The following is a 25,251-nucleotide window of genomic DNA, read 5'->3' as shown; positions in this document are numbered from 1 at the left end:
CGCGAGCGAGGCGATTCAATCGGCGAAAGTGGAATTCGGGCGATTATCGAACGCTAGATTGGCAGGCAACAAAAAGCCCGCCAATCGGCGGGCTTTTTGTGTTCACCGGATGATCAGAACAGCTTCATCTTCGGCGCTTCTTCTTTAAGCGGCTCGTTCTGCGCGGTCTGCGCATTCCAGCCACCGCCCAGGGCCTTGTACAGATTGACCGCACTGGTCAGTTGCGCGAGGCGGTCGGTGATCAGCGATTGTTGCGCGCTGAACAGCTGACGCTGGGCATCGAGGAAGGTCAGGTTGCTGTCGACGCCGATGCGATAGCGACGCTCGGCCAGGCGGTAGTAATCCTGGTTGGCGGCGACGAAATCACGCTGGGCCTGCAATTGCTCGGTGTAGGTCTGGCGCGCTGCCAGGCCGTCGGCGACTTCCTGGAAGGCCGTTTGAATGGACTTCTCGTAGTTCGCCACGCCAATGTCCTTCTGGATCTTGGCGTAGTCGAGGCTGGCGCGCAGGCTGCCGGCGTTGAAGATCGGCAGGTTGATCTGCGGCTGGAACAGCCACGTGCCCGAACCGCCCTTGAACAGGCCGGACAGGTCCGGGCTCAGGCTGCCCGCGTTGGCGGTCAGGCTGATGCTCGGGAAGAACGCTGCACGGGCCGCGCCGATGTTGGCGTTGGCCGCCTTCAGGTTGTACTCGGCCTGAAGGATGTCCGGACGACGTTGCAGCAGATCCGACGGCAGGCCGGCCGGCACGTCGGCCAGCAGGTCATCCGACAGCGGTTTGGCCGCTTGCAGGTTGGCCGGTACGCCGGTGCCGAGCAGCAGGGTCAGGCTGTTTTCGTCCTGGGCGACCTGGCGGGTGTAACGCGCCAGTTGTGCCCGGGCGTTCTCAACCGAAGTACGCGACTGCGCCAGGTCCAGCGCCGAAGCCACACCGACTTCGTTGCTGCGGCTGGTCAGCTTGTAGCTTTCCTCGAAGGCACCGAGGGTGTCCTGAGTCAGCTTCAGCAGTTCCTTGTCGGCCTGCCAGGTCAGGTAGGCGTTGGCCACGCTGGCCACCAGGCTGATCTGGGTGCTGCGGCGCGCTTCTTCGGTGGCGAAGTATTGCTGCAGCGCTTGTTCGCTCAGGCTGCGAACCCGACCGAACAGGTCGAGTTCGTAGGCGCTGATGCCGACGGTGGCGGAGTAGGAGCTGGTGATGCTCGACTCACCGGTCTGCGACGCACGGGCCGGAACCCGCTGACGGCTGCCGCTGGCATTGGCCGACACGGCCGGGAACAGGTCGGCGCGCTGGATGCGGTATTGAGCCGCATAGGCGTCGATGTTCAGCGCCGCGACACGCAGGTCGCGGTTGTTTTCCAGGGCGACCTGGATCAGCTGTTGCAGGGCCGGGTCATGGAAAAACTGCTTCCAGCCCTGCTCGGCAGCGGCCTGCGCCGGCGCCTGGGCCGGCGAGTACGCCGGGCCCTGCGGGAATTGCGCGGCCACCGGTGCTTCCGGCTGCTGATAATCCGGTATCAGCGAGCAACCGCTCAGCACGAAGGCGGCGACTGCGATGGAGAGTAGCGACTTGCTCATTGGCCAGCCTCTTTAGGAGTTTCTATGGCGTCATCCTTGCCGGCGTTTTTGCGCTGACCCATGGACGACACAGTGACGAAGAACAGTGGAACCCAGAAAATCGCCAGGATCGTTGCGGTGAGCATACCGCCAATCACGCCGGTACCGATCGCGTGTTGACTGCCCGAGCCTGCGCCGGTGGAGATAGCCAACGGTACAACACCGAGGACGAAGGCCAGCGACGTCATGATGATCGGTCGCAGACGCATGCGGCAGGCTTCGATGGCCGCATCGCGCAGACTGCGTCCCTGCTCGTGCAATTCCTTGGCGAACTCGACGATCAGAATGGCGTTTTTAGCCGCCAGACCAATGGTCGTCAACAGACCCACCTGGAAGTACACGTCGTTCGACAGACCGCGCAGGCTGGTGGCCATCAGCGCACCGATGATCCCCAGCGGTACCACGAGCATGACCGCGATCGGAATCGACCAGCTTTCATACAGCGCCGCCAGACACAGGAACACCATCAGCAGGGACAGGGCGTACAGCGCCGGAGCCTGCGAGCCGGACAGGCGTTCTTCGTACGACAGACCGGTCCACGAGATACCCACGCCGGCCGGCAGTTTCTTGGCAATCGCCTCGACTTCGGCCATCGCTTCACCGGTGGAGTAACCCGGCGCCGGGGCACCGAGGATCTCGACCGCTTCAACGCCGTTGTAACGCGCCAGCTTCGGCGAACCGTAGATCCACTCGCCCTTGGCGAACGCGGAGAACGGAACCATGGTGCCGGAGGCGTTGCGCACGTACCACTTCTTCAGATCTTCCGGGCTCATGCGCGAGTCTGGCCGGCCCTGCACGTACACCTTCTTCACCCGACCACGGTCGATGAAGTCGTTGACGTAGCTACTGCCCAATGCAATCGACAGGGTGTTGTTGATGTCGGAGATCGTAATGCCCAGGGCACTGGCCTTCTCGTCGTCGATTTCCAGCTGGAATTGCGGCTCGTCGTTCAGACCGTTCGGACGGACCTGGGTGAGCACCTTGCTCTGCGCGGCCATGCCGAGGAACTGGTTGCGTGCAGCCATCAACTTCTCGTGACCGATACCGGCGCGGTCCTGCAGGAACACGTCGAAACCGGTGGCGTTACCCAGCTCCAGTACTGCTGGCGGGGCGAAGGCGAACACCATCGCATCGCGGAAGCTGAAGAAGTGCTGCTGGGCGCGGGCGGCGAGTTTGAACACGCTGTTGTCGGCGTTACGTTCGTCCCACGGCTTGAGCATGATGAACGCCATACCCGAGCTCTGGCCACGGCCGGCGAAGTTGAAGCCGGTCACGGTGAACACCGAGGCTACCGCGTCGCCTTCACCGCCATCCTTGGTCGGACGCAGCAGGAATTCACGCATTTCATCCACCACCACCTGAGTGCGCTGGGCACTGGAACCGGCTGGCGTCTGCACCTGGGCGAACAGAACGCCCTGGTCTTCTTCCGGCAGGAAAGCGGTCGGAATGCGGGTGAACAGCCAGATCATGCCGACCACGATCAGCAGGTACGCCAGCAGATACGGTGCCTTGCGCGACAGCATGTTGCCGACACCGCGCTCGTAGCTGTTGACGCCACGGTCGAAGTTGCGGTTGAACCAGCCGAAGAAACCCTTTTTCGGCGTGCCGTGCTCACCGTGCGGAATCGCCTTGAGCATGGTGGCGCACAGCGCCGGGGTGAAGATCAGCGCGACCAGTACCGACAACGCCATGGCCGACACGATGGTGATCGAGAACTGCTTGTAGATCACACCGGTGGAGCCGCTGAAGAACGCCATCGGCAGCAATACCGCCGACAGTACCAGGGCGATACCGACCAGGGCGCCCTGGATCTGGCCCATGGATTTCTTGGTCGCTTCCTTCGGTGACAAGCCTTCTTCGCTCATCACCCGTTCGACGTTTTCCACCACGACGATGGCGTCGTCCACCAGCAAGCCGATGGCCAATACCATACCGAACATGGTCAGGGTGTTGATGCTGAAACCGGCCGCCGCGAGGATGCCGAACGTACCGAGCAATACCACCGGCACGGTCATCGTGGTGATAACCGTGGCGCGGAAGTTCTGCAGGAACAGGAACATCACCAGGAACACCAGCGCAATCGCTTCGACCAGGGTGTGAACCACGCCTTTGATCGACTCGGTCACCACCGGGGTGGTGTCGTACGGGAACACCACTTCCATGCCTTGCGGGAAGAACGGCTTGAGGTCGTCAATCGTCTTGCGCAGTGCTTTTGCAGTGTCGAGGGCGTTGGCGCCGTTGGCCAGTTTCACCGCCAGACCGGAAGCCGGGCTGCCGTTGAACTGGGCGCTGATCGCATAGTTCTCGCCACCCAGGCCGACGTCGGCGACGTCTTTCAAGCGAACCTGCGAGCCGTCCTTGTTGACCTTGAGCAGAATCTCTTTGAACTGCTCGGCGGTCTGCAGACGGGTCTTGCCGATGATCGTGGCGTTCAGTTGCTGGCCCTGCACGGCAGGCAAGCCGCCGAGCTGACCGGACGACACCTGGACGTTCTGCGCCGCAATCGCGGTTTTCACGTCGACCGGGGTCAGGTTGAAGTTGTTCAACTTGGCCGGGTCGAGCCAGATGCGCATCGCGTACTGGGCACCGAAGACCTGGAAGTCACCGACACCGGCGGTCCGCGAGATCGGGTCCTGCATGTTCGACACGATGTAGTTGGACAGGTCGTCCTTGGTCATGCTGCCGTCACGCGACACCACGCCGATCACCAGCAGGAAGTTCTTCACTGCCTTGGTCACGCGGATACCCTGTTGCTGCACTTCCTGCGGCAGCAGCGGGGTGGCCAGGTTCAGCTTGTTCTGGACCTGGACCTGCGCGGTGTCGGAGTTGGTGCCCTGCTCGAAGGTCGCGGTGATGGTCATGCTGCCGTCGGAGTTACTTTCCGAGGACACATAACGCAGGTTGTCGATACCGTTGAGTTGCTGCTCGATCACTTGGACCACGGTGTCCTGAACCGTCTGTGCCGAAGCACCCGGGTAGGTCACGGAGATCGCAATGGCCGGTGGCGCAATGCTCGGGTACTGGTTGATCGGCAGTTTCAGGATCGAAAGTGCCCCGACCAGCATGATCACCAGGGCAATTACCCAGGCGAAAATCGGACGGTCGATGAAAAATTTTGACATGGATTACTCCCCTTTGCCGCCGGCGGCTTTGTCAGCTGCCTGTGCGGGGGCCGGGTTCTTGTTGCCGACATTGGTCGCTTCGGTCGGTTTGACCTCAACACCCGGTTTGACGAATTGCAGCCCTTCGGTGATCAGGCGATCGCCGGCCTTCAGGCCGTCTTCGATCAGCCACTGGCTGCCGACAGTGCGGCTGGCCTTGAGCTGGCGCAGTTCGACTTTGTTGTCCGGGCCGACGACCAGCGCGGTCGGGGTGCCTTTGAGGTCGCGGGTCACGCCTTGCTGCGGTGCGAGGATCGCGGCGCTGTTCACACCGGCCTGCAACTGCGCGTGGACGAACATGCCCGGCAGCAGGGTGTGATCCGGGTTCGGGAACACAGCGCGCAGGGTCACGGAACCGGTGGTCTGATCGACCGACACTTCGGAGAATTCCAGCTTACCGTCGAGCTTGTACTGGCTGCCGTCTTCGAGGGTCAGCTTGACCGCAGCGGCGTTGTCGCCAGCCTTTTGCAGGCGGCCACTTTCCAGTTCGCGGCGCAGTTCCAGCAATTCGACCGAGGACTGGGTGACGTCGACGTAGATCGGGTCCAGTTGCTGGATCACGGCCATCGCGTCGGTCTGGCCGCTGCTGACCAGCGCGCCTTCGGTCACCGAAGAGCGGCCGATACGACCGGAGATCGGTGCGTAGACCTTGGTGTAGCGCACGTTGATCTGTGCGGTCTGCAACGACGCTTCCGATTGCAGGCGGTTGGCCACGGCGGTGTCGTATTCCTGACGGCTGACGGCCTGCTCGTCGACCAGTTGCTTGTAGCGGTCGGAGATCGACTTGGTCGAACGCAGGTTGGCTTCGGCGCTTTTCAGGGTCGCTTCATAGACCGACGGATCGATCTGATACAGCTGCTGGCCGGCTTTGACATCGCCGCCTTCCTTGAACAGACGCTTGAGAATGATGCCGTTGACCTGCGGACGAACTTCGGCGATGCGGAACGCACTGGTGCGGCCCGGCAGTTCGGAAGTCAGGGTAAAGGCTTGTGGTTGCAGGGTGACGACGCCGACCTGAGGAGGTGGTGCGGCGGGAGCCGCCTCTTCCTTTTTACATCCGCTGAGCAGCGATGCCAGGGCGACGGCAGTGACCAGAGCGGTAACAGCTGGCTTGAATTGCATGAAGATCCTCGGGTCAGGCGCGCGAAAAGCGCACAAGAAGTGTGGAAGGGTAAAAAAAGGTTACCGGGTGGATAAGTAGCTTGCTAAGGAATATACTTACGTTCATGGTTGTTTGTAAACACCTTGGCGTCGTATCCACCCTGTTACAAAAGTCGTCGCAAGGTCTGAAATTGTAGGCCGGGGAGCCGATCCGCGAGAGATCAACCCTTTTTTATTCAGCGGATATCCAGCCATCCCTGAAACATCCTGTTTGAGGTTTTACTGCCATGGTTCGTCGTACCAAAGAGGAAGCTCAGGAAACGCGCAGCCAGATTCTCGAAGCGGCCGAGAAGGCCTTCTATGAGCGGGGCGTGGCCCGCACGACCCTGTCGGACATCGCCACCCTGGCCGGGGTGACGCGCGGTGCCATCTACTGGCACTTCAGCAACAAGGCCGATTTGCTGCAAGCCATGCTCGATACCCTGCATGAGCCGCTGGACGAACTGGCCAAGGCCAGCGAAAGCGAGGACGAACCCGATCCGCTGGGCTGCATGCGCCAATTGCTGATTCATTTGTTTCATCAAGTTGCGCTGGATCCTAAGACCCGGCGTATCAACGAAATTCTGTTTCATAAGTGCGAGTTCACCGATGAAATGTGCGATCTGCGCCAACAGCGCCGGACCGCCAGCCTCGATTGCAATGTGCGGATCGCGCTGACATTGAGTAATGCGGTCAATCGTGGGCAGTTGCCGGCAGACCTCGACACTGCCCGGGCAGCCATCAGCATTCACGCCTATATTGATGGCCTCCTTTATGGATGGCTATTGGCGCCAGACAGCTTTGAACTGTACGCCGAGGCCGAGCGCTGGGTCGATACCGGGCTGGACATGCTGCGCCTGAGCCCCAGCCTGCGCAAATGAAACAAAATTCGTTATTGGATCAGTTTGTGTCAATGACAGAGGAGGGTGAAGATCCCTGTTCACTCGCCCCGCTGCAACGGGATGCTTTTATATACCTCTGCGGCACGGGTTGATATGTAGCGAGCTACGTATTTTGTAGGGATTTTGTGTCGAGCCTGTGAACGAATGTGAGCGGCTCGCCCACCCGGCGACCAATAGAAAGCCCCCGACTCTCGCGAGTCGGGGGCTATTGTGTTTCTGCGGGGTGGCTTACAGCGTCGGGTAGTCGAGGTAGCCGACCGCGCCTTTGCCGTAGAAGGTTTCCGGGTGCGGTTCGTTCAGCGGCGCATCGGCCTTCAAACGAGCCGGCAGGTCCGGGTTGGCAATGAACGGGATGCCGAATGCCACGGCGTCAGCCTTGCCCTCGGCCAGCCACGCGTTGGCGCTGTCCTTGGTGAAGCGTTCGTTGGCGATGTACGCGCCGCCGAAGGCTTCTTTCAGTTGTGGGCCGAGGCTGTCGGCACCTTCTTTCTCGCGGGAGCAGATGAAGGCGATGCCACGCTTGCCCAGCTCGCGGGCCACGTAGGTGAAGGTTTCGGCCAGGTTGTCGTCGCCCATGTCATGGGAGTCGGCGCGTGGTGCCAGGTGTACGCCGACACGGCCGGCGCCCCAGACTTCGATCGCGGCGTCGGTCACTTCCAGCAGCAGGCGGGCGCGGTTTTCCAGGGAGCCGCCGTAGTTGTCGGTGCGCTGGTTGGTGCTGCTTTGCAGGAACTGGTCGAGCAGGTAGCCGTTGGCGCCGTGGATTTCCACGCCGTCGAAACCGGCTGCCTTGGCGTTCTCTGCACCGACGCGGTAAGCGTCGACGATGTCGGCGATTTCAGCGGTTTCCAGTGCGCGCGGGGTTGGATAGTCGGCCAGCGGGCGAACCAGGCTGACATGGCCTTTTGGCTGGATGGCGCTCGGTGCAACCGGCGTTTCGCCGTTCAGGTACGACGGGTGGGAGATCCGGCCGACGTGCCACAGTTGCAGGACGATCTTGCCGCCGGCGGCGTGAACGGCTTTGGTCACGTTGGTCCAGCCGCGCACCTGATCGTTGGACCAGATGCCCGGGGTGTCCGGGTAGCCGACGCCCATCGGGGTCACCGAGGTGGCTTCGCTGAGGATCAGGCCGGCCGAGGCGCGTTGTACGTAGTACTCGGCCATCAGCGCGTTCGGTACGCGGCCTTCGTCGGCGCGGCAGCGGGTCAGCGGCGCCATGATGATGCGGTTGGACAGCTCAAGGTCGCCCAGTTTGATCGGATCGAAAATTGTTGCCATGAGATACAACCCTCGTGAGGTAAGTGAGTGAATCAGTTAGCGGTGGCCAGCTCGGGATTGCCGTTCTGGCGGAATGTGATCAGGGTTACCAGCAGTGCCAGGACCGCGAGTGCTGCGGCAGCAAGAGGCACGCTGGTCAGGCCGTAGCCGTGGGCGATGACGCTGCCGCCGACCCAGGCGCCGAGGGCGTTGCCGACGTTGAAGGCGCCGATGTTCAGGGTCGACACCAGGTTCGGTGCGGCCTGGCCGTAGGTCACGACGTTCACTTGCAGGGCCGGCACGGCGGCGAAACACGCGGTGGCCCAGAGGAACAGGGTGATTTCGGTCGGGATCAGCGCGATGCTGGTCCAGGTCAGTACGGTAGAGGTCACGGCCATCGCGATGAATACGCCGATCAGCGTCGCGGCCAGGCCCTTGTCGGCCAGTTTGCCGCCGATGATGTTGCCGACGGTCAGGCCCAGGCCGATGAGCATCAGAGTCCAGGTCACGCCACGGGGCGAGACACCGGTGACATCACCCAACAGCGGAGCGACGTAAGTGAACAGGGTGAACACCGAGGCGGCGAACAGCGCGGTCATGCTCAGCGACAGCCAGATACCGGCGCCTTTGAGCGCGGCCAGTTCGGCGCGCATGTCGAGTTTTTCTTCGTCACGCTTGGCCGGCAGGAAGCGGATCAGGCCGATCAGCGCGATCACACCGATCACGGTCACTGCCCAGAAGGTCGAGCGCCAGCCGGCTTCCTGACCGAGCGCAGTGCCCAGCGGTACGCCCAGCACGTTGGCCAGGGTCAGGCCGGTGAACATCAGGGCCACGGCCGAGGCGCGTTTGTTCGGCGCCACCAGGTTAGCCGCGACCACCGAACCGATGCCGAAGAACGCACCGTGGCAGAGGGCTGTAACGACACGGGCGAACATCAGCACGTTGTAATCAGTGGCGATGGCGCAGAGCAGGTTGCCGATAATGAAGATGCCCATCAGCGTAACCAGTGCAGCCTTGCGCGGCAGTTTTGCAGTGGCCATTGCCATGAACGGTGCACCAATCGCCACGCCCAGGGCGTAGCCGGTCACCAGCCAGCCGGCGCCGGGGATCGACACACCGAGGTCGGCCGCCACATTGGGCAGCAGGCCCATGATGACGAACTCGGTGGTGCCGATGGCGAAGGCGCTCAAGGCGAGTATGAGTAGCGAGAGGGGCATCGTTTGATCCTTTTGGCTGGCTGACGTTAAGGGTCAGAGCTCTTTGCTGAGGGTGCTGAGGAACGCCTGGATCACGTCCTCGTTGCGTTTGAAAAAGTGCCACTGGCCGGCTTTCTGGCTGCTGATCAGCCCGGCCCGTTGCAGGGTGGCCAGGTGGGCGGAAACGGTCGATTGCGACAGGCCGCAGCGTTGATCGATCTGCCCGGCGCAGATGCCGTACTCGTGGTTGTGGATCTGTTCCGGAAACTGGGCTTTCGGGTCTTTCAGCCAGTTGAGGATGTCTCGCCGTACTGGGTGTGCCAGGGCTTTTATTATTTCGTCGAGGTCAATGTTCATGGCTGGGTGCTCGTGATGTGTGTAGCGCTATATCGCGATGAGGCGAACTTTATATCGGTACTTCGCGATACACCAATATGAATTTGATCTGACGACCGCATAAATCGGTATATCGGGTTATAACGATATGTGAGGTGTAAACAACCGCGGGCGCGGTGCTAAGCTGCGCCCGTGAACTATCTCGCACATTTACACCTCGGTGGCCAGCGCCCCGGTCAACTGCTCGGCAGTCTGTATGGCGATTTCGTCAAAGGGCGGCTGCAAGGGCAGTTCGACCCGGAGATCGAGGCGGCGATTGCCCTGCATCGTCAGATCGACGTGTTCACTGATCGCCATCCATTGGTGGACGCGTCACTGGCGCGGTTTTCCACGACCCGTCGCCGTTACGCGGGCATCGTCCTCGACGTGTTTTTCGATCATTGCCTGGCCCGCGACTGGACGCAGTACGCCGACCGGCCGCTCGGTCAATTCACCACCGACGTCTACCGCGTGCTGTCCAGCGAGCGGCAATTGCCCGAGCGCCTGGCGAGGATCGCCCCGCACATGGTGGCCAATGACTGGTTGGGCTCGTATCAGGAGTTCGAAGTGCTGGAGCAGGTGTTGCGCGGCATCTCCCGACGCCTGACCCGGCCGGAAGAACTGGCGGGGGCGATGGATGAATTGCGGCGGTTGTATGAACCGTTGAGCGAAGACTTCCGCTTGTTCTACCCACAGCTGCAGGACTTTGCCGGCCGGCAGCTGTAGGCAGAAGTCGCCGATCAGGCCGCGATCAGATCGCGGGCATGTTGTGCTTCGACCGGTTTGAGCACATCGCCGAACAAGGCTTTCTGCACCGCCTGTTGTGCCTCGAATGCCAGTGCCGCGCGTTCCCGGCCCTGGCAGGCAATCGGCTTGAGCAGATGGATTTCGACATCGCCGCAGTCATTGCTGAACAGACGCATCAGGTGCGACAGCAGATCATCGTCACCAATGAACGGCGCCAGCGAATCGATCTTGCCCTCGCGCAGATAACGGATCGCCACCGGTTGCAGCTTCACCTCGGAATCGATTGCCGCCGACAGCAGGCGACCGTGAAAGGTACGCAGCGAACGGCCGTCCGTCGTGGTGCCTTCCGGGAACATCAGCAGCGGATGATCGGTTTGCAGGTGACGGGTCATCTGCTTGCGGATCAACTGGCTGTCGCCCGAACCGCGACGGATGAACAGGCTGCCGGCCTTCGCCGCCAGCCAACCGGCCACCGGCCAGGTGCGCACTTCGGCCTTGGACAGAAACGACAGCGGCGTGAGCATGCCGAGCAGCGGAATGTCGGTCCACGACACATGGTTGCTGACCCACAGCATCGGCTGTTTCGGCAGCTCACCATGCACGGTCACGCGAAAGGGCAGGGCATTGCTCAGACGCGCCATGAAAAACCGCGACCAGCGCTGCCGACGCTCCATCGAATGGGCCAGGCCCAAACGCTCGAACACCCCGAAGACACTGGCCATGCTCAGACCCAGCGTCACCACCAGCAGCACTCGCGCGATCCGCGCGTACACCCGCAGCCGGCTCATTACACAGCCGCCTTGAAGTGCTTGGCGTAGCGCGGGCAGAGTTCGTCGCGCTTGAGCAGGATGAACACGTCGGCGACCTGGAAATCTTCGTCCCAGCACGGCTCGCCGCAGATCTTCGCGCCCAGGCGCATGTAGGCCTTGAGCAGCGGCGGCATTTCGGCGATCACGTTCGAAGGAATGTCGAGGCTCGGCAGCGGATTCTTCGGCTCGGCGCGCAGGTGTTCGGTGCACAGATAGCGTTCGCGCAGGCGCTGCATGATCGCGTGGGCCTGCACGCCGCCGTCCTGCATCGGGATGCTCGCGCAACCCATCAGATAGCTGTAGCCCCCCTGATTCAGCACTTCGGCCAGTTCGCCCCAAAGCACGGCGATGGTGCCGCCGTTGCGGTAGGCCGGGTCGACGCAGGTGCGACCGATTTCCAGGATCGGACCTTGCAGGCCGGCGAGGCCGTGCAGGCTGAATTCTTCTTCGCTGTAGAACTTGCCCAGGCTGCTGGCGGCGGTGTGATCGAGCAAACGGGTGGTCGCCACCAGGCGGCCGGTGTTCAGGTCACGCACGCCGATGTGGCTGCAGTGAACATCATAGTCATCCATGTCCAGACCCAGCTCCGCGCCGTTCAGCTTGGCGTTGAACTCGCCGCTGAACACGTTGAAGCGCAAGGCCTGGGCTTGCTGCAGGGCCTCGGCGCCGATCAGGCGTTCGGCTTGCAGGCGGCGTTCATTGCCGGTGTCGCTGATGCGGGCGATCTGAGTCATGTGAATCTCCGTACGGGCCTTGAACCCGTCATGGGTTGCAGCCGATCGACTTTCTTTATGCAGCCGTGTTGTGCAAAGTCAGGCTATGTAGCCCCGGTGTCATCGCCATGAATGTTTGGTGATGCTTATATGACAGCCCACGAGGAGCCTCTGATGACCTGGTCGACCCTGCTTGAATGCCGCGAACGCCTGCCCGCCGTTGCCGATCTGGCGGAGGGCTTCGCCACGTTGCTGCATCAACTGGGCAGCGTCACGCCGTTCGAACTGGCGGTGGCGGGAGGGCGGCGGATGGCGACGCCGGGGCTGGCGTTTCTGGTGGGCTATCAGGCGGCGCTGCGCATGCTCTGGCCGAGCGCGCCGCCGAGCCTCGGTGCGATGTGCGCGACCGAGCAGCGCAGCCTGCGCCCGGCGGACATGCAGACCCGGCTCACGGATCTGCGCCTCACCGGGCAAAAGGATTTCGTCACCGCCGGCGATGCGGCGGACTGGCTGCTGATCGCCGCGCGCAGTGAGCAACCCGGCGAATCACCGCGCCTGAGTCTGGCGGTGGTGTACCCCGGCGAGCCCGGCGTGCGGGTGGAAAAGCTCCCGGCGCTGCCGTTGATGCCGGACATCAGCCATGGCCGGTTGCATCTCGACGATGCGTTGTGTGAGTTGCTCGCCGGGGATGGTTGGGATGCCTACGTCAAACCGTTCCGCACCCTTGAAGACGTTTACGTGTTGAGTGCAATGACCGCGTGGTTGTACGGCGTCGGTCAGGACAGCGGCTGGCCGCAGCCGCTGCAATTGCGTTTGCTGGCGCTGTTGGCCGGATGTTCGGAAGCCAGTCGCCAGCCGCCGAACAATCCGGCGGGGCATTTGTTGCTCGGCGGTTTGTTTGCGCAATTCGACGGGCTCAAACCTGAAGTCGATCAGGCACTGCGTGACGGCAATCCCGAGTGGGCGACGATGTGGCAGCGCGATCAATCGGTCATGCAATTGGCGGCTGGCGCGCGGGCCAAACGACTGGCCAAGGCGTTGGCGGCTAACCAAAACACTTCTGTCATGAACCCCGGCTAGTCTTGTCAGGTTCATCTCCAGAGCCCTCACCATGTTCAAAGGCCTGTCCCTGTTTCTGCTGCTGATCAGCTTCACGGTTCAGGCCGAACAATGGCCGGGCGAGCAGTGGCCGACCGGCCCGAAACTCACCAGCCCGGCCGTCGATGCATTGGAGGCCTACGCCTTCCCGACCCGCGATGACAGCACCCGAAAAGGCATCCGCACCGACGCCTTGCTGGTGATCCGTGACGGCCAGCTCATCTACGAACGCTACGCCGCCGCGACCACCGCCGACACCCCGCACCTGACCTGGTCGATCAGCAAAAGCCTGATGGCCACGGTGCTCGGCGTGGCGTACGGCGAAGGCCTGTTCAAGCTCGATGACCCGGCCGCGAAGTATTATCCGGCGCTGGAAAAACACCCGGCCATTACCCTCAAGGATCTGCTGCACTGGGCCTCGGGCATCGACTGGCAGGAAGACTACGAATACGCCCCGCTGAAATCCTCGGTGGTGGCGATGCTCTACACCCGTGGCCACCGCGACATGGCCGCCTTCACCGCCGATCACGACAGCTACGCGCCAGCGGGGCAGGCTTTCCGCTATTCCAGCGGCGACAGCAATCTGTTGGCGGCGGCGCTGAAAACCATCGTCGGTCCGCAGCGTTATCCCGACTATCCGTGGACAGCGCTTTTCGATCCTTTGGGCATCCGCCATGCCACATGGGAAACCGACGCGACGGGCACCTTCGTCGCCTCTTCATACGCCTATATGACGGCCCGGGATCTGGCGCGAATCGGCCTGCTGATGGAACGGGACGGACGCTGGAACGACCGGCAGTTGTTGCCCAAGGATTGGGTCGCCTTCAACCGCCAACCCTTCGCCGGCTACAAGGCCCATCAGGACGAAGCCGTACCCGGCGGCCAGTGGTGGCTCAATCGCCCGGCAGACGGCGCCGCCTCGCCATGGTCCGACGCACCACCCGACACCTTCGTCGCCCTCGGCCACTGGGGTCAGGCGTTGTACGTGATCCCGAGTGAGAAACTGGTGATCGTGCGCTACGCCAATGACCGCGATGGCAGCTATCGCCACAACGAATTGCTCAAGCGTGTGCTCGGGGCGGTGCGGCCATGAAACTGTTCAGACGCATCCTGCTGGTGCTGTTGGTCCTGCTGCTGGGTTGGGGCTGGCACGAGCGCGAAAACCTGTGGGCCTTCCCGGACATCATCAGCGCCTACACCGCCAAGGAATATTGTTCGTGCCGTTACGTCATGAACAACGACGCCGAATATTGCCGGGGCTACGTGAAGCAGTGGCTGCCCAGCGAACTGACCGATGACCGCACGCAAAAACTAGTCACCGCCAGCGGCCTGGGACGCAGCAACAGCGCCCAATGGCAGGGCGAACGCCAGGGCTGTCGCCTCAATCCATGATTCAGACCCGATTGGCAAACCACTGAAAAACTCTGTGGGAGCGGGCTTGCCCGCGATTGCGGTGTGTCAGGCGCCGAAAATGTCACTTGTGCCGGCGCTATCGCTGGCAAGCCAGCTCCCACAGGATGGGTAAAGCTTGCGGTTCCACCCTGTGGAACCACATTCGATTGTCCTCTCGCGTGTCTCGCGGTTATCTGGCGGTGAGCACGACCTGCCGTTCACGTGTCGTGAAACAACACCGAACAAAAAGACCGGGAACACCCGCGCGAGGAGAACCGTCATGCCCCGACATCAGCACATTCTGGCCTGGCTCAACGACGTGGCCAGCGACCTGCACGCCACCCGCCAGGACATTCACGCCCACCCTGAACTCGGTTTCGAAGAAAGCCGCACCTCGGCGCTGGTCGCCCGGTCGCTCGAAGAGTGGGGCTATGAGGTCCACACCGGCGTCGGCAAGACTGGCGTGGTCGGCGTGCTGCGCAACGGCAGCAGCACACGCAAACTCGGGCTGCGGGCCGACATGGATGCGTTGCCGATCATCGAGAACACTGGCGTCGCCTACAGCAGCCGCCATCAAGGCTGCATGCACGCCTGCGGACATGACGGGCACACCGCGATGCTGCTCGGCGCGGCGCGTTATCTGGCCGCGACCCGTCAGTTCGACGGCACCCTGACGCTGATTTTCCAGCCCGCCGAAGAGGGCCAGGGCGGCGCCGAGGCGATGCTTGCCGATGGCCTGCTCGAGCGTTTTCCGTGCGATGCACTGTTCGGCATGCACAACATGCCGGGCCTGCCGGCGGGGCATCTGGGCTTTCGCGAAGGGCCGATGATGGCTTCGCAGGATCTGCTCACGGTGACGATTGAAGGCGTCGGCGGCCACGGCTCGATGCCGCATCTGGCGGTGGATCCGTTGGTCGCTGCGGCCAGTGTGGTGATGGCTTTGCAAACCGTGGTCGCGCGCAACATCGACGCGCAGCAGGCAGCGGTGGTGACGGTCGGCGCATTGCTGGCCGGCGAAGCGGCGAACGTGATTCCGCAACAGGCGATCCTGCGCCTGAGCCTGCGTGCGCTGAATGCCGAGGTTCGCGAACAGACCCTGAACCGCGTGCGCTCGATCATCGAAGCCCAGGCCGAAAGCTTCGGCTGTACCTCGACCATCGAACATCGCCCGGCCTACCCGGTGCTGGTCAACCACGCCGCCGAAAACGAGTTCGCCCGTCAGGTCGGCGTCGAACTGGTCGGCGCCGACGCCGTCGATGGCAACACACCCAAACTGATGGGCAGCGAGGACTTCGCCTGGATGCTCCAGCGCTGCCCCGGCGCGTACCTGTTCATCGGCAACGGCGTGGCGCGGCCGATGGTGCATAACCCGGCCTACGATTTTAACGATGACATTCTGCTGACCGGCGCGGCGTATTGGGGCGCGCTCACCGAGAGCTGGCTCAAGCCGGCCTGATTTCTTCACTTTTTGCTGCCGCTGGAACGCAGGTGCGCACGTGCCTGCGTGGTCAACCCACAGCTTCTGGAGAATCCCCATGCAGCCTTCAAACTCTGGCGTTTCGCGCACCCGGCAAGTGGTCGCCGCCGTCATCGGCAACGCCCTGGAATGGTACGACTTCATCGTTTACGGCTTTCTGGCGAGCATCATCGCCCGCCAGTTTTTCCCGTCCGACGACGACTACGCTTCGCTGCTGATGGCGCTGGCAACTTTCGGCGTCGGCTTTTTCATGCGCCCGGTGGGCGGCATCCTGCTCGGCATTTATTCCGACCGCAAAGGTCGCAAGGCGGCGATGCAGATGATCATCCGCCTGATGACCGTGTCCATCGCCCTGATCGCGTTCGCGCCGAACCACGCCGCCATCGGCATGGGCGCGCCGTTGCTGATCGTGGTGGCGCGGATGCTTCAGGGTTTTGCCACGGGCGGTGAATACGCCAGCGCCACGGCGTTTCTGGTGGAGAGCGCGCCGGCCCATCGCAAGGGCCTGTACGGTTCCTGGCAACTGGTCGGGCAATGCCTGGCGGTGTTCAGCGGCGCGGCGATGGTGGCGCTGGTCACGCACCTGTTTTCCCCCGAGGCGCTGGACAGTTGGGGCTGGCGGATTCCGTTCGTGCTCGGCCTGTTGATCGGCCCGGTGGGCCTGTGGATTCGCAAGCACATGGAAGAGCCGGAAGAGTTTCTCGAAGCGCGCAAGAAAGCCAAAGGCGCCGCTCCGGGCCTGTGGCAGGTGCTGCGCGAACATCGCCGCAGCCTGTTGGTGTCGATGGGCCTGGCATGCGGGGCGACGGTGTCGTTCTACGTGGTGCTGGTGAACATGCCGACCTTCGCCCACAAAAATCTCGGTCTGCCGCTGGATCAGGTGTTGCTGGTGCAGATGCTTGCGGTGGGGTTGATGACCGTGGTGATTCCGTTCTCCGGCGCCCTGTCGGATCGCCTCGGTCGGCGGCCGGTGCTGATGGCCTTCACCCTGGCGTTTTTCGTCATGGTCTATCCGCTTTACGTGTGGGTTGCGGCGGCGCCTTCGATCGAGCGTTTGCTGGTGATGCAACTGCTGCTGTGCACGGCGATTGGCGGATTCTTCGGCCCGGCCCCGACCGCATTGGCTGAGCAGTTCCCGATTGAAGTGCGCTCCACCGGCGTGTCCGTGGCCTACAACGTGGCGGTGATGGTGTTCGGTGGTTTCGCGCCGCTGATCGTCACCTGGCTGAGTAAAGTTCTGAACACCCCGGTGGCGCCGTCGTTCTATGTCTTGTTCGCTTGCCTGCTGACCCTGCTCGGTACTTACTGTTTGCAGGAGGCACCACGCGCAAAGAAATCCGTTGCGCTCAACCTGGGAGTGAAACCGTGAGTCCGTTAGCCATTGATCCGATTGTCGCCCTCGACGCCGATGCGCTGTCCCGGGCGATCCATGCCCGCAAGGTGTCGTGCCGCGAGGTGATGCAGGCCTACCTGACGCACATCGACCGCTTCAATCCGATGGTCAACGCGCTGGTGTCGATGCGCCCGCAGGACGTGCTGCTGAGCGAGGCCGATGAGTGTGACCGGCAACTGGATCGCGGCGAGTCCCGGGGCTGGATGCACGGCATGCCCCAGGCCATCAAAGACCTGGCGGCCACCGCCGGATTGCGCACGACCCTCGGCTCGCCGCTGTTCGCCGAGCAAGTGCCGCAGCACGACGCGATCAGCGTGGCGCGGGTTCGCGACTGCGGCGCGATCATCATCGGTAAGAGCAACGTCCCGGAATTCGGCCTCGGTTCGCAGACCTACAACAGCGTGTTCGGCACCACCACCAACGCCTACGATCCGGGCCTGATCGCCGGCGGCAGCAGCGGCGGGGCGGCCGTGGCGCTGGCCCTGCGTCTGCTGCCGGTGGCGGACGGCAGCGACATGATGGGCTCGCTGCGCAATCCGGCGGCGTTCAACAACGTGTTCGGCTTCCGCCCGTCCCAGGGCCGCGTGCCCCATGGGCCGATGCCGGAAGTGTTCGTCCAGCAACTGGCCACCGAAGGGCCGATGGGGCGCACGGTCACCGACGTCGCGCGGTTGCTCTCGACCCAGGCCGGCTACGATCCGCGTGTGCCGCTGTCGCTGGCTGATGAACCACGGGATTTCGGACTGGATCTGCAACAGGACTGCAGCGGTCTGCGCCTCGGCTGGCTCGGCGATTACAACGGCTATCTGCCGATGGACGACGGCGTGTTGAGCCTGTGTGAATCGGCGCTGGTGGATTTCAGTGCGCTGGGCTGTCAGGTCGAGGCCTGCCAGCCGGACTTTTCCATGGAGCGCCTGTGGCAGACCTGGCTCACGCACCGGCATTTTCTGGTGCAGGGCAGCCTCGGCGCGGCCTATGCCGACCCGCAAAAACGGGCGCTGCTCAAACCCGAAGCGCAATGGGAAATCGAGGGCGGTCTGCGTCTGACCGCTGTCGAGGTCTATCAGGCGTCGGTGGCACGCAGCGAGTGGTATCGCGCGTTGAGCGAGTTGTTCGAGCGTTACGATTTCCTGCTGTTGCCCACCGCCCAAGTGTTCCCTTTTGATGCACAGCAAGCGTGGCCGCGAGTCGTCGGCGGGCAAACCATGGACACCTATCACCGCTGGATGGAGGTGGTGATCGGCCCGACTCTGGCGGGGTTGCCGAGCATCAGCGTGCCGGTGGGTTTCAACCCGGCAGGGCTGCCGATGGGCCTGCAAATCATCGGCCCGGCCCAGGCGGATCGGGCGGTGCTACAACTGGCCTACGCCCATGAACAGCTGACCCGCTGGGTCGAACGGCGACCGCCGGCATGCCTGCAATCGGCCTGAGCGGCCCGCATCTTGCTGCACGAAGTGATCTTTCATCCGTATCCATGGAGGTCGAACACATGGGCAGCAAGGCAGACACCGGCAGCGTGCGCTCGGTCGAACGGGCGCTGGCCATCGTCGAGTTGCTCGGCGAGCATCAGGCGCTGGGGCTGGAGGAATTGCACTACCTGACGACTCTGCCCAAGGCCACGGTGTCGCGGATGCTCGCGACCTTGCAGGAGCAGGGCTGGATCTATCGCGGCCTCAGCGACCGTCGCTACCGGTTGTGCGCCAAACGGCTGTTCGGTGATCGTCAGCAACGTTTCAAGCGCCACCTGGTGGAAAGCGCCGCGCCGATGCTGCTGGAACTCAGCGAACGCACCGGGCTGGTGGCGGATCTGTCGTGCTTCGACGGCGAGCGGGTCGAAGTCATGGAAAGCGCGATCCCGCAAGTGCTGCGCAAACGCTATCCGAACAACTGTCAGATCGTCGGCCATCACGCCAGCCTGTTTCATTCGGCGATGGGCCGCGCGTGCCTTGGCGAACTCGACAGCCAGGACGTTAAGCGTCTGGCCGAACGCGAACAACTGGCGGATGACGGTGTGTTGCAGGCCACCGAACAAGCCTTGCATCAGGGCTTCGGCCAGCGCACCGAAGGCTATTGGGAATACCCGGTGCGCCTGCCGTTCCTGATTCGTGCGGTGGCGTTGCCGATCCGTGCCCAAGGGCGGCTGGTCGGCAGCATGGCGCTGCACTGGCCGATGGATCAGGCGCCGGTGGAGCGGGTGCTGAGCCTGCACCTCAACAGCCTCGCGTCGACCATCGGCGAGGTGCAGCAGGCATTGGCCTGAGTGTTTGCAGAGACTGACAGTTTGCAATAACGCCACGGCCAGTTAAGGTTCGTGCAGGTTTATCGGCCCCACGAGTCTTCAATGTTCAACCGTTCTCTGTGCAACACCTTCGCCGGCCTGCTGCTGGGCGCCGCTGCGCTGCCGGCCCAGGCCAACTGGTATCTGGACGGCGAGTCGTCGCGGCTGTCGTTCGTCAGCACGAAAAACGCCAACGTGTCCGAAGTGCAGCGCTTTCTGGTGCTGCACGGCAAAGTCGATCCCGATGGTCGCGCCGTGGTCGAAGTCGAACTGGATTCGATCAACAGCGGCATCCCGCTGCGCGACGAGCGCATGCGCAAGGAGTTGTTCCAGATCGAGCAATTCCCCGAAGCGACCATCACTACGCAAATCGACCTGCGCCCGATCAACGATCTGGCCCCCGGCGCGCAGCTTGAATTGCGCCTGCCGCTGACCGTCAACCTGCACGGCAAACAGCACGAATACCCCGCCGAACTGCTCGCCACGCGTCTCGATGACCGACGCTTTCAAGTGGTGACGCTGGAGCCGCTGGTGATCAGCGCCGAGGATTTCGATCTGCTGCCGGGCCTGGAAAGCCTGCGCAACATGGCCGGCCTGTCGGCCATCAGTCTGTCGGTGCCGGTGGGTGCGGTGCTGATCTTCACGGCGCGCTGACATGCGCGGCGCGGTGTTTCCGTGGCGTGATGGCAACCGCTTCGAGCTGTTGATCGACGGCCCGCAATTCTTCCCGCGCATGCTCGACGAGATTGCCCGCGCCCGCGAGCAGATCGAACTGGAGCTGTATCTGGTGGAGGCCGGTGCCTGTGCCGAAACCATCGTGCAGGCGTTGGTACTGGCGGCGGAGCGGGGCGTGCGGGTGCGCTGCCTGTTCGACGATTACGGCAGCCTCGCGTTCACCCTCACGTTGCGCCGGCGGCTGACCGGGGCCGGGGTCGAGCTGCGTTTTTACAACCGGCTGAACTGGCGGCGCTGGGTCGGCAATTTCTATCGCGATCATCGCAAGCTGTTGCTGGTCGACCAGCGTCTGGCGGTGGTCGGCGGCACCGGGGTCACCGATGAATTCTGGACGCCGGGCCACGACACCAGCGAATGGCACGAGGTCATGGTGGAAATCACCGGCCCGCTGGTGCTCGACTGGCAGTTGCTGTTCGACCGCCAATGGATCGCCAACCGCCATCGCCGGGCCTGGCGGCCCAACGCGCATTTCGGCCTGCCACGACTGCCGCGCGTGCCGGACACGGGCGAGGGCATGGGCCGCGTGGCCTACGCCGACGCCCGCCAGCATCGCGACATTCTGCAATCGTTGTTCCGTGCACTGAACAGCGGCCAGCAGCGGATCTGGCTGGCGACGCCGTATTTCCTGCCGACCTGGAAAATCCGCCGCTCCCTGCGCAAGGCCGCTGCCCGTGGCCTCGACGTGCGCCTGCTGCTGACCGGGCCGCGCACCGATCATCCGTCGGTGCGCTACGCGGGGCATCGCTACTACCCGCGCCTGCTCAAGGCCGGGGTGAAAATCTACGAATACCAGCCGTGTTTCCTGCACCTGAAAATGGTGCTGGTGGACGATTGGGTCAGCATCGGCTCATGCAATTTCGATCACTGGAATCTGCGCTTCAACCTTGAGGCGAATCTGGAAGCGCTGGACACGTCATTGACGGCAGCGGTGGCGGCGAGTTTCGAGAAGGACTTCGGCCTGAGTCAGCAGGTGAGTCTGGAGGAATGGCGGAAACGGCCACTGTGGCGGCGGGTGAAGCAGCGGATCTGGGGCTGGGTGGATCGGGTGGTGGTCAACTTGCTCGACAGACGCGGCTAAGCGCAATTGATCGTTCCCACGCAGAGCGTGGGAACGATCAGATCCGAACGATCAGGGCGCCGGGTTTACAGCAGTTCAAAGCTCTGCTGCGTCACGTCCTGGGAATCCAGGCCGATCTGCACGTTGAACTTGCCAGGCTCGGCCGCGTACTTGAGCTGGGCGTTGTAGAACTTCAGGTCATCTTCGGTGATGGTGAAGTGCACGACCTTCTGCTCGCCGGCCTTGAGCATGATTTTCTGGAAGTTCTTCAGCTCCTTGACCGGACGGATCATCGATCCGGTGACGTCCTGAATGTACAGCTGCACCACGGTTTCGCCGTCGCGCTTGCCGGTGTTCTTGACCATGACGCTGGCGTCGAGCTTGCCGGTGGCGTTCAGGGTGGTCGAGGACAGCGCCATGTCGCTCAGACTGAAGTCGGTGTAGCTCAGGCCGTAACCGAACGGGAACAGGGGACCTGTGGTGTCATCGAAATACTGCGAGGTGTAGTTGCCCGGTTTGCCCGGCGTGAACGGCCGGCCAATGCTCAGGTGGTTGTAGTAGGTCGGGATCTGGCCCACGGAGCGCGGGAAGGTCACCGGCAGTTTGCCCGACGGGTTGTAGTCGCCGAACAGCACGTCGGCGATGGCGTTGCCGCCCTCGGTGCCGCTGAACCAGGTTTCCAGAATCGCGTCAGCCTGTTCTTTCTCTTCGAGGATCGTCAGCGGACGGCCGTTCATCAGCACCAGCACCAACGGCTTGCCGGTGGCTTTCAGGGCACGGATCAGTTCGCGCTGGTTTTCCGGGATGTTCAGGTCGGTGCGGCTCGACGATTCGTGGGACATGCCACGGGATTCACCCACGGCTGCAACCACAATGTCGGCGTCCTTGGCGGCTTTCACCGCTTCGTCGATCAGCACGTTGGCCGGACGCGGGTCATCGACCACTTCCGGGGCGTCGAAGTTGAGGAAGTTCAGGTAATCGAGGACTTTCTTGTCGCTGGTGATGTTGGCGCCACGGGCGTAGATCAGGTTCGCCTTGTCGCCGATCACATTGCTCATGCCGTCGAACAGGGTCACCGATTGCGCCGGACGACCGGCGGCAGCCCAACTGCCCATCATGTCGATCGGGGCCTTGGCCAGCGGGCCGACCAGCGCGACTTTCGCGGTTTTCTTCAGCGGCAGGGTTTCGTTCTGATTCTTCAGCAGTACCAGGCTGCGACGCGCCACTTCACGGGCGTCGGCGCGGTGCAGACGGCTGTCGGCGTAGGTGTCGGCCGGATCGTCTTCAGCCTTGCCGATGCGCAGGTACGGGTCCTTGAACAGGCCCATGTCGTACTTGGCAGCGAGCACTTCACGCACCGCGTTGTCGATGTCCTTCTGTTCGATCTCGCCGGACTTGAGCAGCCCCGGCAGCTCTTTGCCGTAAAGGGTGTCGTTCATGCTCATGTCGATGCCGGCCTTGATCGCCAGCTTCGCCGCTTCACGACCGTCGCGGGCCACGCCGTGCTTGATCAGTTCGAAGATCGCGCCGTGGTCGCTGACTGCCAGGCCTTTGAAGCCCCAGTCCTTGCGCAGCAGGTCGTTCATCAGCCAGGTATTGGCGGTGGCCGGGATGCCGTTGACCGAGTTCAACGCCACCATCACGCCGCCGGCGCCGGCATCGATCGCGGCGCGGTACGGTGGAAGGTAGTCCTGATACATCTTCACCGGGCTCATGTCGACGGTGTTGTAGTCGCGACCGCCTTCGACCGCGCCGTACAGGGCGAAGTGCTTGACGCTGGCCATGATGCTGTCGGCCGCGCTCGGCGTGTCGCCCTGATAGGCCTTGACCATGACTTTGGCGATGCGCGAGGTCAGGTAGGTGTCTTCACCGAAACCTTCGGAGCTGCGACCCCAGCGCGGGTCGCGGGAGATATCGACCATCGGCGCGAAGGTGATGTCGAGGCTGTCGGCGGCGGCTTCTTTGGCTGCTACGCGCCCGGACTGGCCGATGGCGTCCATGTCCCAGCTCGATGCCAGGGCCAGCGGAATCGGGAATATCGTACGGTGACCGTGGATCACGTCGTACGCGAAAAACATCGGAATCTTCAGGCGGCTGCGCATGGCAGCGTCCTGCATCGGGCGGTTTTCCGGGCGGGTGATCGAGTTGAAGGTGCCGCCGATGTTGCCGGCGGCAATCTCTTTGCGGATCAGCTCGCGGGGCATTTCCGGGCCGATGCTGATCAGGCGCAACTGGCCGATCTTCTCGTCGAGGGTCATTTGCTTCATCAGGTTACTGATGAACGCGTCCTTGTTTTCCAGGGGTACCGGGGTCGTGGCGGCCAGTACTTGATGACTGGCCAGGCTGACGAACAGGCCCAGCAAACACAGCTTCTTCATGAATAGTTTTCTCAAGGGCGCAAACGGCGTTACAACGCCGGCCAGCCAAAATTTAGGGAGCGACTATTGTTGTTCGGGTGTTGACGCAAAAAACGACGCCGAATAAACGCTGCCGGATCGAGCAGCGTGATCGCGCAGGGCCTCTTTTTAGCCCATCGGCCCGCCGCAATCCAGTGGCGCGGGCGATTATGCCCCAAGAGCCGACCGAGAAGGTTTCGCGCTCGAATTTTCATGAAATGTGCAAGGGAGCACCCGTCCGATGAATGTCAGTCCTGTCTACCGCTCGCGTTTGCAGGTCGCCACCTTGCTGGTGCTGGCCACGTTGTTGACCGCTTGCGGCATCAACAACATCCCGACCCTCGACGAACAGGCCAAGGCTGCCTGGGGCCAGGTGCAGAACCAGTACCAGCGCCGCGCCGACCTGATCCCCAATCTGGTAGAAACCGTGAAGGGCTATGCCAAACACGAGGAAGCAACCCTGACTGCGGTGATCGAGGCCCGGGCCAAGGCGACGTCAATCCAGGTCGATGCCAGCACCCTCGACAACCCGGAAAAACTCAAGCAGTTCCAGCAGGCCCAGGATCAACTGACCGGCGCCTTGAGCCGCTTGATGGTGGTGTCCGAACGTTATCCGGACCTGAAGGCCAACCAGAACTTCCTCGCCCTGCAATCGCAGCTTGAGGGCACGGAAAACCGCATCGCCGTGGCCCGCCGGGATTTCATTCTGGCGGTGCAGAAATACAACACCGAGATCCGCACCTTTCCCGGTCGTCTGTGGCACAGCGTGATGTACAGCGACCTGCCGATCCGCGAAACCTTCGAAGCCACCAGCCCCGGCGCGGACAAGGCCCCGGAAGTGAAGTTCTGACGCGGTGATGCCCATGCGTGTGTTGAAGATGGGCCTGGTGCTGATGCTGTGGCTGTTCGCCGTCAGCGCCGAGGCCGAGTTGACCTTTCCGGCGCTGACCGGGCGGGTGGTGGACGACGCGCAGATGATCGAGCCGTCGGTGCGCGCACAACTGAGCCAGCAGTTGCAGGCCCACGAACAGGCAACCGGTGAGCAGTTGGTGGTCGTGACGTTGCCGAACCTGCAAGGCGCCACCATCGAGGACTACGGCGTCGAACTCGGTCGGCACTGGGGCATCGGCCAGAAGGACAAGAACAACGGCGCCTTGTTGATCGTCGCCCGGGACGAGCGCAAATTGCGCATCGAAGTCGGCTACGGGCTGGAGGATCGCCTGACCGATGCCCAGAGTTCGGTGATCATTCATCAGGTGATCACACCGTCGTTCAAGGCCGGCAACTTCAGCAAGGGCATCAGCGACGGCGTGGCGGCGATGCTGGTGGTGCTGGGCGGCAATCCGCTGGACGAGCCGTCCACGGTGTATGAATCGGCCGGCGATCCTGCGGACGACTTCGTCTCGCGGCATCCGGCGTTGTTCGTATTTCTGGTGATGTTGTTCATCGTGACTGTTTTTGTCTGCCAGATGCTCGGTATCCTTCCCGCCGGCCGGGGCGGCTCCGGAGGAG

The 25,251-nt window shown here is 62.8% G+C and carries 22 protein-coding genes; 13 read left to right on the top strand and 9 right to left on the bottom strand.

Annotated elements, in window-relative coordinates; genetic code table 11:
- Positions 1-113: 113 nt before the first annotated feature.
- From emhC to emhA, 3 genes are read right to left on the bottom strand one after another with little or no spacing between them, the layout of a single operon-like run.
- Positions 114-1,574 (bottom strand): efflux RND transporter outer membrane subunit EmhC, encoded by a 1,461-nt coding sequence (emhC, locus tag C1X29_RS20110; RefSeq protein ID WP_102718199.1) that lies wholly within the window; start codon positions 1,572-1,574, stop codon positions 114-116.
- On the bottom strand, positions 1,571-4,735 hold the full coding sequence (emhB, locus tag C1X29_RS20105; RefSeq protein ID WP_085748206.1) for an efflux RND transporter permease subunit EmhB: 3,165 nt from the start codon (positions 4,733-4,735) through the stop codon (positions 1,571-1,573). Before emhB ends, emhC begins: the two co-directional genes overlap by 4 nt.
- A 3-nt stretch (positions 4,736-4,738) precedes the next feature.
- Positions 4,739-5,896: an efflux RND transporter periplasmic adaptor subunit EmhA gene (gene emhA, locus C1X29_RS20100; RefSeq protein WP_085748207.1), complete on the bottom strand. Its 1,158-nt coding sequence runs from the start codon at positions 5,894-5,896 to the stop codon at positions 4,739-4,741.
- A 266-nt stretch (positions 5,897-6,162) separates the two neighbouring features.
- On the opposite strand from emhA, the gene emhR reads away from it, so the two are divergent.
- Positions 6,163-6,795, top strand: a complete 633-nt coding sequence (emhR, locus tag C1X29_RS20095; RefSeq protein ID WP_102718198.1) for an efflux system transcriptional repressor EmhR — start codon at positions 6,163-6,165, stop codon at positions 6,793-6,795.
- Between the two features lie 249 nt (positions 6,796-7,044).
- Here the strand turns inward: emhR and C1X29_RS20090 are convergent, their stop codons facing one another.
- Genes C1X29_RS20090 through C1X29_RS20080 form a run of 3 tightly spaced genes read right to left on the bottom strand, consistent with a single transcriptional unit; the run spans position 7,045 to position 9,626 of the window.
- Positions 7,045-8,094 carry an alkene reductase gene (locus C1X29_RS20090; protein WP_011332832.1) on the bottom strand — a complete coding sequence of 350 codons (1,050 nt, stop codon included), beginning with the start codon at positions 8,092-8,094 and terminating at the stop codon, positions 7,045-7,047.
- A 32-nt stretch (positions 8,095-8,126) separates the two neighbouring features.
- Positions 8,127-9,290, bottom strand: a complete 1,164-nt coding sequence (locus tag C1X29_RS20085) for an MFS transporter (RefSeq protein WP_011332833.1) — start codon at positions 9,288-9,290, stop codon at positions 8,127-8,129.
- A gap of 33 nt (positions 9,291-9,323) precedes the next feature.
- Entirely contained in the window at positions 9,324-9,626 is a 303-nt protein-coding gene (locus C1X29_RS20080; RefSeq protein WP_007957866.1) for a helix-turn-helix transcriptional regulator, read from the bottom strand.
- Positions 9,627-9,797: 171 nt separating this feature from the next.
- Between C1X29_RS20080 and C1X29_RS20075 the strand changes: the two genes are divergently transcribed.
- Positions 9,798-10,370, top strand: coding sequence for an ACP phosphodiesterase (locus C1X29_RS20075; protein ID WP_102718197.1), 573 nt, complete (start codon positions 9,798-9,800; stop codon positions 10,368-10,370).
- A gap of 14 nt (positions 10,371-10,384) precedes the next feature.
- Here C1X29_RS20075 and C1X29_RS20070 read toward each other — a convergent pair whose 3' ends face one another.
- Both C1X29_RS20070 and olsB read right to left on the bottom strand, forming a co-directional pair.
- Positions 10,385-11,179 (bottom strand): 1-acyl-sn-glycerol-3-phosphate acyltransferase, encoded by a 795-nt coding sequence (locus tag C1X29_RS20070; protein WP_011332835.1) that lies wholly within the window; start codon positions 11,177-11,179, stop codon positions 10,385-10,387.
- Entirely contained in the window at positions 11,179-11,934 is a 756-nt protein-coding gene (olsB, locus tag C1X29_RS20065) for an L-ornithine N(alpha)-acyltransferase (protein ID WP_007957877.1), read from the bottom strand. Before olsB ends, C1X29_RS20070 begins: the two co-directional genes overlap by 1 nt.
- A 153-nt stretch (positions 11,935-12,087) precedes the next feature.
- On the opposite strand from olsB, the gene C1X29_RS20060 reads away from it, so the two are divergent.
- The 9 genes from C1X29_RS20060 to C1X29_RS20020 all read left to right on the top strand — a co-directional run bounded on the left by C1X29_RS20060 (position 12,088) and on the right by C1X29_RS20020 (position 21,364).
- Positions 12,088-12,993: an acyl-CoA dehydrogenase family protein gene (locus C1X29_RS20060; RefSeq protein ID WP_102718196.1), complete on the top strand. Its 906-nt coding sequence runs from the start codon at positions 12,088-12,090 to the stop codon at positions 12,991-12,993.
- Between the two features lie 31 nt (positions 12,994-13,024).
- Complete coding sequence (locus C1X29_RS20055; RefSeq protein WP_102718195.1) at positions 13,025-14,104, top strand: serine hydrolase; 1,080 nt, start codon at positions 13,025-13,027, stop codon at positions 14,102-14,104.
- Positions 14,101-14,403, top strand: coding sequence for an amidase (locus tag C1X29_RS20050; RefSeq protein WP_085748211.1), 303 nt, complete (start codon positions 14,101-14,103; stop codon positions 14,401-14,403). The genes C1X29_RS20055 and C1X29_RS20050 overlap by 4 nt, the downstream gene beginning before the upstream one ends.
- 280 nt (positions 14,404-14,683) lie before the next feature.
- Positions 14,684-15,859 carry a M20 aminoacylase family protein gene (locus C1X29_RS20045; RefSeq protein WP_102718194.1) on the top strand — a complete coding sequence of 392 codons (1,176 nt, stop codon included), beginning with the start codon at positions 14,684-14,686 and terminating at the stop codon, positions 15,857-15,859.
- 79 nt (positions 15,860-15,938) lie between these two features.
- Complete coding sequence (locus C1X29_RS20040) at positions 15,939-17,249, top strand: citrate-proton symporter (RefSeq protein WP_085748213.1); 1,311 nt, start codon at positions 15,939-15,941, stop codon at positions 17,247-17,249.
- Positions 17,246-18,703, top strand: a complete 1,458-nt coding sequence (locus C1X29_RS20035) for an amidase (RefSeq protein ID WP_102718193.1) — start codon at positions 17,246-17,248, stop codon at positions 18,701-18,703. Before C1X29_RS20040 ends, C1X29_RS20035 begins: the two co-directional genes overlap by 4 nt.
- A 59-nt stretch (positions 18,704-18,762) precedes the next feature.
- Positions 18,763-19,533 (top strand): IclR family transcriptional regulator, encoded by a 771-nt coding sequence (locus C1X29_RS20030; protein ID WP_085748215.1) that lies wholly within the window; start codon positions 18,763-18,765, stop codon positions 19,531-19,533.
- Between the two features lie 81 nt (positions 19,534-19,614).
- Positions 19,615-20,205, top strand: a complete 591-nt coding sequence (locus C1X29_RS20025; RefSeq protein WP_102718192.1) for a YceI family protein — start codon at positions 19,615-19,617, stop codon at positions 20,203-20,205.
- A gap of 1 nt (position 20,206) precedes the next feature.
- On the top strand, positions 20,207-21,364 hold the full coding sequence (locus tag C1X29_RS20020; protein WP_102718191.1) for a phosphatidylserine/phosphatidylglycerophosphate/cardiolipin synthase family protein: 1,158 nt from the start codon (positions 20,207-20,209) through the stop codon (positions 21,362-21,364).
- 65 nt (positions 21,365-21,429) lie between these two features.
- On the opposite strand, the gene bglX is transcribed toward C1X29_RS20020, so the two are convergent.
- Positions 21,430-23,721 carry a beta-glucosidase BglX gene (bglX, locus tag C1X29_RS20015; RefSeq protein WP_102718190.1) on the bottom strand — a complete coding sequence of 764 codons (2,292 nt, stop codon included), beginning with the start codon at positions 23,719-23,721 and terminating at the stop codon, positions 21,430-21,432.
- 259 nt (positions 23,722-23,980) lie between these two features.
- Here bglX and C1X29_RS20010 point away from each other — a divergent pair, with 259 nt between their 5' ends.
- Together C1X29_RS20010 and C1X29_RS20005 are read left to right on the top strand one after the other, a co-directional pair.
- Positions 23,981-24,589: a LemA family protein gene (locus tag C1X29_RS20010; protein WP_064383000.1), complete on the top strand. Its 609-nt coding sequence runs from the start codon at positions 23,981-23,983 to the stop codon at positions 24,587-24,589.
- Between the two features lie 13 nt (positions 24,590-24,602).
- Positions 24,603-25,251, top strand: a 649-nt coding sequence (locus C1X29_RS20005; protein WP_102718189.1) for a YgcG family protein, incomplete at its 3' end; no start/stop codon positions are given.

Origin of the sequence: Pseudomonas sp. GW456-12-10-14-LB2 (genome assembly GCF_002884345.1) — a bacterium.
GTDB classification, from domain to species: Bacteria; Pseudomonadota; Gammaproteobacteria; order Pseudomonadales; family Pseudomonadaceae; genus Aquipseudomonas; species Aquipseudomonas paraglycinae.
The sequence above is the reverse complement of the archived record's forward strand: the minus strand, read 5'-3'. Positions and strand labels throughout refer to the sequence as shown.